This window comes from Arthrobacter sp. GMC3 (assembly GCF_002929305.1).
Classification (GTDB): domain Bacteria; phylum Actinomycetota; class Actinomycetes; order Actinomycetales; family Micrococcaceae; genus Specibacter.
On sequence record NZ_PJIO01000010.1, the window covers coordinates 1 to 12,047 of the forward strand.

Sequence of the window (12,047 nt, forward strand, 5' to 3'; positions counted from 1 at the left end):
CTGGCGCGCCATCACCCGCAACTACGCAGAAAACTGCATCACCAACCCCACCGGCACCGGCTGCTAACCACCCAAAACAACGATGGCGGCACCCAAGCATGGGTGCCGCCATCGCGAATCGATGTCCGGGGGACACGTTACTTCTTTGCTGAGGCCTTAGCCTTCTGGATCAGGACCTTCTCATCCACGGGCCCATCGGAACTGGCGCGCTTTTTGCGGTAGTAGTCCCGGGCCTCGTCCTGTCGTTCGCGCTCAATTCCCGTGGCGATGGTGGCCCGCAAGTGTTCGGGGCCGTAGCCAAACGCGTCCACCAGATCCAACGCATGCGGGCGCAGCTTGGCCAGTAGCCGGTTGATGTACGGCCCAAGGGTGCGGGCCCGCTGCATCGAGATACGACCGTTCATGAGGTACCAATCCAGGTGCTTTTCAATGAGGCCAAGCCCAAAGAGATCGCGCAGACGGGTCAGAACCCTCTTTGTGCCGGCATCATCCACGCGGTGCAGGGCCTCGGTGAACGCCTCCCACTGCAAAAGTTCCGCGTGTGCACGTGCAGCCTCAATCAGCTCGTCTTGATGGGCATTGAAAATCTCGGCGCCCTTGTCCTTGGGGAGCTTAGCCGCTTCCTTCAGCGCGGCGGCGACCTCGGCCACCATGGACTGGACTCGACCCGCCAGCAGCTCGTGCTGAGTCTCCTCATCCTTTAGCACCTTGGCAGACTTCTGCGCCGAGCCGCTGTCGGCAACGAACTGGGCCACTTGACGTAGTCCGGTCTTGTTCAAGGTGATGTCGGCTGCCTGCCCGACGACGAAGCGCGCCAACACGCCAAAGTCCAGGTTGCGGAACTCTTTGCTGTAATCGGCCAGTAGCCGTTTTGCCACAAGCTGTAGCAACACGGTGTTGTCACCCTCAAACGTGGCGTAAATATCCAGGTCGGCCCGCAGTGAGGTGAATCGGTTCTCCACCATGAAACCTGCGCCGCCACATGCCTCGCGGCACTCCTGCAAAGTGTCCAGGGCGTGCCAGGTGGTCATGGATTTCAGTGCTGCGGCCAGCGTCTCCAGATCCTGACGGTCTTCGTCGCTGTCATGGGCTCCGGAGAAGACACCGTCGAACTTCACCAACAATTGCTCGTGGGCAAAGCTGGCAGCATACGTTGTGGCCAACAAGGGGAGAAGTCGGCGCTGGTGGCGCTGATAGTCCATCAGGACTACTTCTTCGGTGTCGGATGCGGCGTTGAACTGGCGGCGTTCGGTGGCGTACTGGATGGCGATCTTCAGTGCAACCTTCGATGCGGCCACGGCGGCACCATTCAAGGAAACGCGACCCTGGACCAGGGTACCCAGCATCGTGAAGAAGCGGCGGCCGGGACTGGCGATGGGGGAGGAGTAGGTGCCGTCGGCTGTGACATCGCCGTAGCGGTTTAGCAAGTTAGTGCGCGGAATGCGGACGTTGGTGAAGCACAGGCGTCCGTTGTCGATCCCGTTCAGACCGCCCTTGATGTTGTCATCGAGGCCATCAATGCCGGGGCGGAACTCCTTGGTGGCTGGATCACGCAGCTCCACGTAGAAGGCATGCACGCCATGGTTGACCCCACGGGTGATGAGCTGGGCGAAGACGACGGCGGCCAGACCGTCCACGGCAGCGTTTCCGATGAACTCTTTCCACGCAGCCCGGAACGGGGTGTTGATGACGAATTCTTCGGAGGCAGGATCGTACGTTGCGGTGGTCGCGATTGAGGCGACGTCGGAACCGTGCCCAATCTCCGTCATGGCAAAGCAGCCCGGGATATCCAAGGACATGATGCCGGGGAGCCATTTGTCCTGGTGTTCAGTGCTGCCAAGGTGCATGACGGCCGAGCCGAAGAGGCCCCACTGCACGCCCGCTTTGATCTGCACAGAAGGGTCGGCTATGACGAGTTCTTCGAATCCAGCCACATTGCCACCATGGTCGTCGCTGCCACCCAGTCTGGACGGGAATGCCCGGTGTACGGCCTCCTTCTGGACCAGAATGCCGAGCTGCTTGAACGCACGCTGCCGGTGTTCGGTATGGCTCAACCCTTCCACTTTGTGCAGTTCCGGATCTCCGGCAAGTGCCCGGGCGGTCCGGCGCACGTCAGCCCAATTGCCAAGCAGCAACTCACCAAGCGCCGCAACGTCAACTGTGTGGCCGTCGTCGTTGGCGGCAGCCGTTGTTGGGGTCATTACATCAGTCATGGAATTCCTTAGGGTGTGAAATTACTGGACAGGAGAAGTTGTGGGGGAAATCTGCGCGCTAACACCGTCAATGAGCCAGGCGGTGATCTGTTGGGCCATGGCGACATGGTCCGGCCGGCTGGCGGCAGGAGGGGTCTTGAGCCACAGCTCACCGGCGGTCCGCACAAGCCCGATAGCCGCCGTCGGCCAATAGCCAAGAAGCGGTGACTGCGTGTCACCAAGCATGTCCCGCAACGGCTCGGATACCATGCCGATCACCGATTCAAAAAAGCCGCTCAGTTCACCGGTTTGCTGCGAGTCGCCATCGCTTTGGCTCGTAACAAAGGTGTACACATTGGGTGAGGTCTCGGCCATTTGCAGGTACGCCTCAACCATGTTGACCAGTCCCTCCCGGGGGGTGCGTGCCGTACTGCGGGCAGCCGCAATGGTGTCCTGCATCTGCCCGATTACCACCTTGCCCACGGCCTGTTGCAGCCCGGCCTTGTCGCCGAAGTACCGGTAGAAGACGGATTTGGAGGTGCCTGCCTTGGCCGCAATGTCCTCCATGGAGGCGTCGGCTCCAAGGCGGTGAATGGCCCGGCGGGTGGCCTTGATGAGATCACGACGGCGTTCCTCGCGGTGCGCTTCCCATCTCACCGAACGCCCGTCAGCGGTGGGCGGTTGGAGAAGTTGGGGTGCGGCGGGCGTCGCCGATGGAAAGGGCCCATCCTGCCCGCGCTGTAACGTGTTCACGATACTCAGCGTATCAGGTACGCTGAGTATCAGTAACGCAAGGCAATCTTGAAGGAGAAAGCTCCATGAGTTCGACCACTGCACCATTCCTACCCACCAATGGCATCCGCAAGGCGGTCATTGTTGGCGGAAACCGTATTCCTTTTGCCCGAACAGGCGGGGCATATGCACATTCCTCCAATCAGGACATGCTGACAGCGGCACTTGACGGATTGGTGGCCCGCTTTGGCCTTCAGGATCAGGAAATTGGTGAAGTTGCCGCAGGTGCCGTCCTGAAGCATTCACGGGACTTCAACCTCACCCGTGAGGCAGTCCTGGGATCGGCGCTCTCGGCAACAACTCCCGCATATGACCTGCAGCAGGCATGCGCCACAGGCATGGAGGCGGTGATTGGCCTCTCCAACAAGATCAAATTGGGCCAGATCGACTCCGCCATTGCCGGTGGTGTCGACTCGGCATCCGATGCCCCCATCGCTGTCAGCGAGGGCTTGCGTGCCATCCTCTTGGACCTCAACCGGGCCAAGACTGTCCCTGACAAGCTGAAGATTCTCAGCCGTATCCGGCCCAAGGACCTTTCCCCGGACGCTCCGAACACTGGTGAGCCGCGCACCGGATTGTCAATGGGTGAGCACCAGGCGCTCACCACGGCACAGTGGAAGATTAGCCGGGAGGCCCAGGACCAGCTGGCTCTGGCCAGCCACAAGAACCTCGCCGCCGCCTACGACAGGCACTTCTTTGACGACCTGATCACTCCGTTCCGCGGGCTAAGCCGCGACTCGAATCTGCGCGCAGATTCCACCTTGGAGAAGTTGGCGTCGCTCAAGCCTGTGTTTGGCCGCAACCTCGGCAACGCTGCCACCATGACAGCAGGAAACTCCACTCCGCTGACCGACGGCGCCTCAACAGTTCTGCTGGCCTCGGAGGAGTGGGCGCAAGCCAACGAACTGCCGATGCTCGCCAACGTGGTTGATGGTGAAGCCGCGGCCGTGGACTTCGTGCACGGCAAAGACGGGCTGCTGATGGCTCCGGCCTTCGCCGTCCCCCGCATGCTGGCCCGGAACGGGTTGACCCTGGCGGACATCGACTTCTTCGAGATCCACGAGGCGTTCGCGGGCACCGTCCTGAGCACACTCGCCGCCTGGGAAGATGAAGAATTCGGCAAGACCCGCCTGGGCCTAGACGGGGCCTTCGGCAGCATTGACCGAGCCAAGCTCAACGTGAATGGCTCGTCACTGGCAGCCGGCCACCCCTTTGCCGCCACCGGCGGTCGCCTGGTGGCCACTCTGGCCAAGATGTTGCACGAGCGTGGACACGTTGACGGACGCCCTGCTCGCGGACTCATCTCGGTCTGCGCCGCCGGTGGCCAGGGTGTCGTGGCCCTGCTGGAAGCCAGGTAATCCGCATGAGCACTCCTCAGAAGGGCTCCCGCAAGGGCGGCGGAGAGCAAGCAGATAAGTACACCGAGTTCGTCAGTCGCGGCTTGGGTCGCGACCTGGCAAAGCGGCTAGGGCTGCCCCAGCCCGCAATTCTGCGCCGCTACGAGCCCGGCGCGCCCTTAGTTGAGGGCCCCATTTTGGTGCTCGGCCACGGAACAGGGGCCGACGCCGTTGCGGCAGTCCTGCTGGAATGGGACCAGGATGTTCGCCGGCATGCAACCCCCAAGGAGAAATTGGGCGCCATCGTCGTCGTGCTTGACGAATTGGCGCACCCAGACCAGCTGTCGGCCCCCATCCGAGAACTGGGCGCCTCTGTTCGCGACCTGGCCAAGAACGCCCGTGTCGTAAGTATTTCCCGGCCCGCCCTCATCGAAGACGCACCCGAGGTTGCCGCAGCGCGCAACGGCGTGGACGGCGTGGTGCGTTCCCTCGCCAAGGAACTGCGCGCCGGTGCAACCGCCAATGGGATACTGCTGGCCAATGGCATCCCGGCCGAATCCGCCAGCGCCATGGCCGCGCTGCGCTTCTTCCTTTCGGGGCGCTCCGCCTTCATCGACGGCCAATTCTTGACGGCATCCTCAACGGGAACAGGTACCGACGGAAGCCAGCCTCAGCACGATTGGGCCAAACCGCTCGAAGGCAGGGTTGCCGTGGTTACCGGCGCCGCCCGTGGAATTGGTGCCGCCATTGCCCGAACCCTGGCCCGCGACGGTGCCACGGTGATTGTTGTGGACGTTCCCGCAGCGGGGGATCACTTGGCGCAGGTTGCGAACGAAATTCACGGCACCGCTCTGCAACTGGACATTACCGTGACAGAGGCGGGCGCCCGTATCCTGGACCACGCCGCCCAACGGTACGGGCGTCTGGACATTGTGGTGCACAATGCCGGCATCACCCGCGACAAACTGCTCGCCAACATGGATGCGGCCCGCTGGGATTCCGTTATAGCCGTCAACATTGCCTCACAACTGCGCATGAACAAGGCGTTCCTGGCCAGCAGCCATTTCACCCAGAACCCGCGCATCATCAGTGTGGCATCCACCAGCGGCATCGCCGGGAATCGCGGCCAAACCAACTATGCGGCGTCCAAGGCCGGTGTCATGGGCATGGTCCGCTCCACGGCACCCCTGCTGGCGGCGAAGGGCGGAACCGTCAATGCCGTGGCGCCCGGTTTCATCGAAACGGACATGACGGCCAAGATTCCCTTTGCAACCAGGGAAGTCGCCAGAAGGCTGAACAGCCTGCAACAAGGCGGCAAGCCAGGCGACGTGGCCGAGGCGATCGCCTTCTTCGCCTCCGAGGCCGCCTCCGGGGTCACCGCCAACGTGTTACGTGTGTGCGGACAAAACCTGGTGGGGCAGTGACCATGGATCATGTGCTCACGGAAATGCCGTCGTTGTCCAAGCTGTACCTCAACGCTGCGGCCACCTCGGCCAAGCAGCGGCTAGCACGCACCACCCCAACAGTGGCCCTACCCACCAAAGCTGTGGAGGTGCGCGGAGTAACTGCGGATCTGGCGAAGGTGACCCAATTTGCGCACCTGATGGGCAAGCCCGCACGTGACGTGCTGCCCTCGGGCTACATCCACGCGCTAGCGTTCCCCGTGGCCATGTCGGTCATGGTGGATGAAGATTTCCCCCTGCCGCTGCTGGGCATGATCCATCTTCGCAACCAGGTGGAGCACTTCTCCATGATCTTGTTCACGGACGTTCTGACCATCCGGTCGTGGGCCAGGGAACTGACCGGGCACCGGCGCGGCACCCAGGTGCAGCTGGTGGTGGAGGTGCGCAGCGACGATGGCACCAGGCTCCTTTGGCGCGGCGTCTCCACGTACCTTGCCAAGGGCATCTACCTGCCAGGGCTGGACAAACCCGCCCCGGCGCAGGCCCCGGGGGAGCGCGCACCCTTCAACCCCCCAGCGCCCACGGCGCAATGGCAGCTGGGCGTTGATACGGGGCGGGCGTACGCGGCGGTTTCGGGTGATTTCAACCCCATCCACCTCAGCGTGCTGTCCGCCAAGGCCCTTGGTTTGCGACGCTCCATTGCCCACGGCATGTACGCCGCCGCGCGGGTGGTGGGGGACATCGGCTCACCCAAGCCGGAGGGCTTCAGCTGGGACATCTCCTTTGACTCCCCGGTATTTCTCCCCGCCACCGTGTCTTTGCACATCGCCGATACCTTGGCGGACGACGACGGCGTCTGGCTGGGTTCGGAGTTCACCGCCTGGAATGCGCGTAGCGCCAAGCCGTATTTCCATGGCAGTGTCACGGCGGGGACGGCCGCGACGAAGTAAGGCCACGTGGCGAACACCCCTTGATGCCCGTCGATTCGAAACTTTTCGAAACGATGGGCATCAGCCACTTAAGTGACACATCTCCCACTGATACTTAGTTGCCCTAATCAACCAGTCGATTTAGAGTTAATGAAGGCAACGCTTGAGGGCACTTTGAATCCAGGCTTTCGCGGCTGCCACCCCATTAAGACTTCGCGAACGCCAGATACGAAAAGGCACCATGAAAAACAGATCTACCGCGGCCGCCCCGCACAAAGCGGCCCAGGTTCCCAACGACTCGGGGATGACTCACCGCCAGGTACTCGAGGCTCTGACGGGCCTGCTCGCCGCCTTCTTCACCGCCATCTTGTCCTCCACCATTGTGGCCAACGCGCTGCCGACCATCATGGACGAGCTTCACGGCACTCAGACGGACTTCGCCTGGGTCATTACGGCGGCCCTTCTAGCCAACGCGGCAACCACCCCCATCTGGGGCAAGCTGGCAGACCTTTTCAACAAAAAGCTCCTGGTCCAGCTGAGCATCGTGATCTTTGTTGCCGGCTCCGTTATGGCCGGTTTTGCCACCACCATCCCGTTCCTGCTGACTGCTCGTGTCATCCAGGGTGTGGCTATGGGCGGCTTGACCGCTTTGGCTCAGGCCATCATTGGGACCATCATTCCGCCGCGTGAGCGTGGCCGCTACTCCGGTTACATGGGCGCGGTCATGGCTGTTGGTACGGCAGGCGGGCCGCTCTTGGGTGGCTACATCGTGGATAGCCCGCTGGGCTGGCGCTGGACCTTCTTTGTTTGCGTGCCACTGGCCATCATCTCCCTGGTCCTGCTGCAGTTCACTTTGAAGATCAAGCACGTGCGGGTTCCCGCCAAGATTGACTGGCTCGGATCCATCCTGTTGACCTCCGGCGTGAGCCTTCTGCTCATCTGGGTCTCCTTCGCGGGCCAGGCAGGCTACTACGACTGGATCTCCGGACGGTCGGCTCTCATGGTGGGCGGTAGCATCCTGCTGTTCGCCGCACTGATCTTCGTGGAGACCAAGGTTTCACACCCGATCATCCCGTTGAAGATCATCCGCCAACGCACCCCGGCACTGGCCATCGTCGCCTCGGTTTCCGTAGGCATCGCCATGTTCGCGTCCTCAACGTTCCTGGGCCAGTACTACCAGGTGGCTCGTGGGGCCACCCCCACCGAAGCAGGCTTGCTCACGCTGCCAATGATCGCCGGTAACCTCATCGGCGCCGTCGTCTCCGGCCTGCTGGTGACGCGCACGGGCAAGTGGAAGCGTTTCCTGGTCGGCGGATCCATCCTCTTGATCATCGGTTTGGGCCTGGCAGGGACCATTGACCACCAAACGTCTCTGACGCTGGTCGGTATCTACACCTTCATCTTCGGCCTGGGCCTGGGCATGATGATGCAGAACCTGGTCCTGGCCGTCCAGAACACGGTTGCCGCCAAGGACATTGGTTCGGCCTCGGGTTCGGTGGCGTTCTTCCGTACGGTGGGTGGCGCGGCCGGTGTGGCCGTGCTAGGCGCCATGATGGGTACCAAGGTGGCCTCCCTTATCACCGAGGGTCTGGCGGCCATTGGCATCAAGGCGCCTGCCGGAGGCGCCGCGCAACTAGACCTCTCCACCATGCCCGAACCCATCAAGCTCATTGTTCGGGCGTCCTACGGTGACGGTGCCGCCATGATCTTCATGATCAGCGCCTGCATCGCCGTAGTTGCCCTGGTTGCGGTGCTCTTCATCAAGGAAGTTCCCTTGCGCCGCACCGTGGACATTGTGGACACCAAGAACGACGGCGGCGCCGCCGGTTCAGCGGCCGGGTTGGCAGTGGTGGGTGTCGCAGACGGTATCGTCGACTCGACCCTGGCTGAGACCGAGGACCCCGCTATCCAGGCGTCCTCGAACAAGGTCTAGACCCCGCATCGAAGTGCCCCGCCATCCTGCCAGGGTGGCGGGGTATTTTTGCGCCCGGAAATGCGCGGTTGCCTTGCGGAGGCCGCGTTAACACCCCTAGACTCCGTAAAATGGAACCACTGAAGCATCCAGGCCCTGTCGGATCCGGCGCGTTGCCGTCCGGTCAGCACACGGCCCGGGGCGCTTGGAAGGTCGCGGTATGGGGGCCGCTAGCCGTGATTGCGGTTGTCTTCCTCGGTGCACTTTCCCCCTTGGCAATGGTTACGCTTCCGGTGAGCCTGGGGATCCTGGCGGTTGTCCTTGCTGGACGGCCATCCCAACGGTTGGGGCCGCCAACCACCCATCGGCTGCGCCGTCGCCTTTTGTTGGGGCTGCCTTTTGTGGTGGTCATTGTGGCTGTTGTGGTGATTGGTACGCTGCATATTGTGCTGTGGAATCCCCTGGCCAAGGTGCCCGGGATGAGCCTGGATGAGATTCACTCCCGCATGGCAGTTGCGGGTGAAAGTCCAGGAAACCTCATGATGTTTCTCTGGGTGGGATTCAGCTTATTCCTCGCCGCGGCACTCGTCCTCGCCTGCGCGTTGCCCCGAATGGCTGGTTTCTTCACTGCGCGAAGGATTGTGGTGGCGGGGTTGGTGGGCATCGGTATCACCTGTTTCTTCCATTCCTTCGCTGGCTTCTCCATGGGAATGAGCCTGGCGGATACCTTCGACGTCTCCGGCGGTGACTCAGCCCCCTCTGGGCCGGTTGTGGCAGTTCTTGGTCTACTCGCCGCCGTTGCCGCGCTGTTGCTGGCCGTGGTTCCCGTGCGCCGTCCCAAAAAATCATCAGATTTGCCTCCCGGGGGATGAACCTCCGGGAGGTGCCTTCCGTTCAAGGGGTGCGGTGTTTTCGCGGCCGCACCCCTAGCGAGGAATGGAAGTGCACCCGGAAAAATGAAACGACATATCTGGAAGTCAGCCACCTTGGCGGTGGCGGCCTCGGGGATCCTGCTGTTGGCGGGCTGTTCGGGCGGGACCAACGCCTATGGCACCACGAGCGCACCGACCACCCAATCGAGCGTTGCCGGAAACAGTTCAGCCGACGCGCTCATGACGGGGCAATCCACACTGGGCACCATCGTGGTCAACGGGCAGGGCTTCACCGCCTACGTCTTTGACCACGACACCGCCAATTCGGGCGTCAGCACCTGCTCCGGCGCCTGCCAAAGTTTGTGGCCGCCCATCACCACGACAACTCCCACTCCCGTTGTCACAGGAATCACTGGAACGGTTGCCACCATCACCCGCTCAGATGGTGCCAAGCAGGTAACCATCAACGGCTTGCCCCTCTACACCTATACGCCCGACACGAAACCCGGAGATGACACCGGCCAGGGCTTTGGCGGCATCTGGTGGGTGGTTGGGGCAAACGGCAGCAAAATCACCGCGCAGGCAACGCCCTCAACATCCCCCAGTAGCGGGTACTCAAGCAACGGCTACTAAAACCCTTTCCGTCTAACTCGCGCCGAGCACGGAGGACCGCAGGCTGGCAACGACTCAGGGCGTTGCCAGCAGAAGCGGCTGACCCGATCCGGCCGTTCGGATGATCACCTGGGCAATATCGGCAAGAGGAAGGCTGCTCGCGGCCACGGGACTGACAATGTCCCCGGGCTGCGCTTCCCAACTTCCCACCACCGACTCAGTACCCGTGCGGGACACCAGAACAATTTCATAGGCTGCCCGGCCTGACGCGTAACTGCCCGACGTTTGACTTGACGCATAAGTACACGTCCACTCCAACTGGGTTCCCCACGGCTGCTGGAGAAGGACACCTGTTGCCTGCATCGGTGATGCTGCGCTAGCTCCGGAGGCCGGGGGCAAGAAGTGAAGCGCGGCTGTTGCATGGGCGGGCGCTGGCGCCGTGGTTGTGGGCTCGCTGGCAATGCCAACCCTGCCAGCACTGCCGAGGTTGACGGCGATGGCCCCAGTTCCCACCACAACGGCGAATACCGCGGCAGCTGCTAGTGACGCCCGCCGGACCCGCCGACGTCGCACTTTCATGGCGAACACGGCATACACGGGAACGGCGACCGGTTCAGGGGTGGGCTCCATGACTTCGGGTCCGGCCGCCGCCAGCAGTCCCGGCATGCCCGCAAGAAGTGCCACGTTCGCACGGCACTGCGCACACGTGGGCATGTGGTCTTCGTAGTCGCGGCGTTCAGCAGGCGGCAATGCGCCCAGCACGTAGGCGGCATCCCATTGGGCGTAGAAACAGGCCGTCTGGGGGGAAATAGGAACATTCATGGTCGGCTCACCCCGTTCTCCTCAAGGGCAAGTCTGAGAGCGCGCAGGCCATAGTGAAGCCGGGACTTCACGGTTCCGGCCGGGATCCCCAGCGCCCCAGCGATAGTCTCGGTGTCCTCCCCGCCGAAGTAGGCACGGGTAATGACGCCGCGATGTTCCGGGGTCAAGGTGGCCATGGCCTCGGCCACCAACCAAGAGTCAAGAATTCGCTCCGCGGGGTCCGGCGCCACATGATCGGGCAACTCCGCACTGGGGCGCTCCCAACGGTGGTGGGCGCTGCGCCAGTCATCAATAACCAGATTCCTGGCCACAGTGAACAACCAGGCCCGCAATCCTGCCTCCGGGCGCTGCAACACTTCCGGGTGCTTCCATGCCCGCAGCAGCGTTTCGGCCACCACGTCTTCGGCAACAGTCCCCTCATGCGTCAGCCCCGCAACAAAGCGTGTCAAAACGGCGGCGTAGTCGTCGTGCAGAGCCCGCATGGCGTCGGCCCGCGACAATCCCTGCTCGCGGGTGCCAGCACCCAGATGATCTTTCACAATTCCCTCCTTCCCCCAAGACGAAGTCTACGAACATAAAGTTCACCGGATTGAACTTCGCGGCTCTTGAAATCGTCTCAGGGGCAAGAACTATTCGATTTTGGATGCAACGCCTGGAGAATGCCCCATGAACTACGAATTCGACGGCCTGCCACTACACATTCTCCTCGTCCACGCGGTGGTGGTCACGCTTCCGGTGGCAGCATTGTGCACGGCCGCCACCCTGCTCTGGCCGCTGGCCCGTCGCAGGCTGGGCTTGGTAACACCCTTGTTGGGGCTTCTGTGTGTGCCTTTGGTGTTCGTGACGCAAAAGGCGGGGGAGTGGTTGCTACTACGAGTAGGCCAAACGCCCGCAATTCTGGCCCACGCGAACGACGGCAGGACCCTCCTACCCTGGGCGTGGGCATTGTTTGGCGCATCCATCGCGGCATGGCTATGGCACAGGGCCTCTGCCCACGCATGGCTGGCCGGGCGCATTACACCCACGGGTGCGTGGATAGTGACAGTGCTTTTTACACTTCTTGTCCTTGGCATCTGCACCGGAACCATCATGGATGTGGTGGTGATTGGTGAGGCCGGATCGCGGGCTGTGTGGGGTGGCATCCTGGGATCCTAGGTCCGTCTCCTGCCAGTTCGG

General features: G+C 62.4%; 10 protein-coding genes and 1 pseudogene. 7 read left to right on the top strand and 4 right to left on the bottom strand.

Annotation, left to right across the window (positions count from 1 at the left end):
- Positions 1-137: 137 nt before the first annotated feature.
- Positions 138-2,213 (bottom strand): acyl-CoA dehydrogenase, encoded by a 2,076-nt coding sequence (locus CXQ94_RS15745; protein ID WP_104091537.1) that lies wholly within the window; start codon positions 2,211-2,213, stop codon positions 138-140.
- A 21-nt stretch (positions 2,214-2,234) separates the two neighbouring features.
- A complete protein-coding gene (locus CXQ94_RS15750; RefSeq protein ID WP_258067126.1) occupies positions 2,235-2,945 on the bottom strand; it encodes a TetR/AcrR family transcriptional regulator in 711 nt (236 codons plus the stop codon).
- A 65-nt stretch (positions 2,946-3,010) separates the two neighbouring features.
- Between CXQ94_RS15750 and CXQ94_RS15755 the strand changes: the two genes are divergently transcribed.
- The 6 genes and pseudogenes from CXQ94_RS15755 (at position 3,011) to CXQ94_RS15780 (ending at position 10,070) form a co-directional block, all read left to right on the top strand.
- Positions 3,011-4,342 carry an acetyl-CoA C-acetyltransferase gene (locus CXQ94_RS15755; protein WP_104091539.1) on the top strand — a complete coding sequence of 444 codons (1,332 nt, stop codon included), beginning with the start codon at positions 3,011-3,013 and terminating at the stop codon, positions 4,340-4,342.
- Between the two features lie 5 nt (positions 4,343-4,347).
- Entirely contained in the window at positions 4,348-5,745 is a 1,398-nt protein-coding gene (locus tag CXQ94_RS15760) for a 3-oxoacyl-ACP reductase (protein WP_104091540.1), read from the top strand.
- A gap of 2 nt (positions 5,746-5,747) precedes the next feature.
- Positions 5,748-6,674 (top strand): MaoC/PaaZ C-terminal domain-containing protein, encoded by a 927-nt coding sequence (locus CXQ94_RS15765; RefSeq protein WP_104091541.1) that lies wholly within the window; start codon positions 5,748-5,750, stop codon positions 6,672-6,674.
- Positions 6,675-6,894: 220 nt separating this feature from the next.
- Positions 6,895-8,445: pseudogene (locus CXQ94_RS15770) on the top strand (MFS transporter); the annotation flags it as partial.
- Between the two features lie 251 nt (positions 8,446-8,696).
- The gene (locus CXQ94_RS15775) at positions 8,697-9,437 is read left to right on the top strand and encodes a hypothetical protein (protein ID WP_146070329.1); all 741 of its coding nucleotides are present in this window, start codon (positions 8,697-8,699) and stop codon (positions 9,435-9,437) included.
- Between the two features lie 84 nt (positions 9,438-9,521).
- On the top strand, positions 9,522-10,070 hold the full coding sequence (locus tag CXQ94_RS15780) for a hypothetical protein (RefSeq protein ID WP_104091543.1): 549 nt from the start codon (positions 9,522-9,524) through the stop codon (positions 10,068-10,070).
- Between the two features lie 54 nt (positions 10,071-10,124).
- Here the strand turns inward: CXQ94_RS15780 and CXQ94_RS15785 are convergent, their stop codons facing one another.
- Positions 10,125-10,871: an anti-sigma factor gene (locus CXQ94_RS15785; protein WP_104091544.1), complete on the bottom strand. Its 747-nt coding sequence runs from the start codon at positions 10,869-10,871 to the stop codon at positions 10,125-10,127.
- The gene (locus CXQ94_RS15790) at positions 10,868-11,410 is read right to left on the bottom strand and encodes a sigma-70 family RNA polymerase sigma factor (protein ID WP_258067127.1); all 543 of its coding nucleotides are present in this window, start codon (positions 11,408-11,410) and stop codon (positions 10,868-10,870) included. Before CXQ94_RS15790 ends, CXQ94_RS15785 begins: the two co-directional genes overlap by 4 nt.
- 127 nt (positions 11,411-11,537) lie before the next feature.
- On the opposite strand from CXQ94_RS15790, the gene CXQ94_RS15795 reads away from it, so the two are divergent.
- A complete protein-coding gene (locus tag CXQ94_RS15795; protein ID WP_104091545.1) occupies positions 11,538-12,026 on the top strand; it encodes a hypothetical protein in 489 nt (162 codons plus the stop codon).
- Positions 12,027-12,047 lie beyond the last annotated feature (21 nt).

Coding starts and splice junctions, on each gene's coding strand:
- CXQ94_RS15785 (WP_104091544.1), bottom strand. CDS start 10,871: ATGAATGTTCCTATTTCCCCCCAGACGGCCTGTTTCTACGCCCAATGG.
- CXQ94_RS15795 (WP_104091545.1), top strand. CDS start 11,538: ATGAACTACGAATTCGACGGCCTGCCACTACACATTCTCCTCGTCCAC.
- CXQ94_RS15745 (WP_104091537.1), bottom strand. CDS start 2,213: ATGACTGATGTAATGACCCCAACAACGGCTGCCGCCAACGACGACGGC.
- CXQ94_RS15775 (WP_146070329.1), top strand. CDS start 8,697: ATGGAACCACTGAAGCATCCAGGCCCTGTCGGATCCGGCGCGTTGCCG.
- CXQ94_RS15755 (WP_104091539.1), top strand. CDS start 3,011: ATGAGTTCGACCACTGCACCATTCCTACCCACCAATGGCATCCGCAAG.
- CXQ94_RS15760 (WP_104091540.1), top strand. CDS start 4,348: ATGAGCACTCCTCAGAAGGGCTCCCGCAAGGGCGGCGGAGAGCAAGCA.
- CXQ94_RS15780 (WP_104091543.1), top strand. CDS start 9,522: ATGAAACGACATATCTGGAAGTCAGCCACCTTGGCGGTGGCGGCCTCG.
- CXQ94_RS15765 (WP_104091541.1), top strand. CDS start 5,748: ATGGATCATGTGCTCACGGAAATGCCGTCGTTGTCCAAGCTGTACCTC.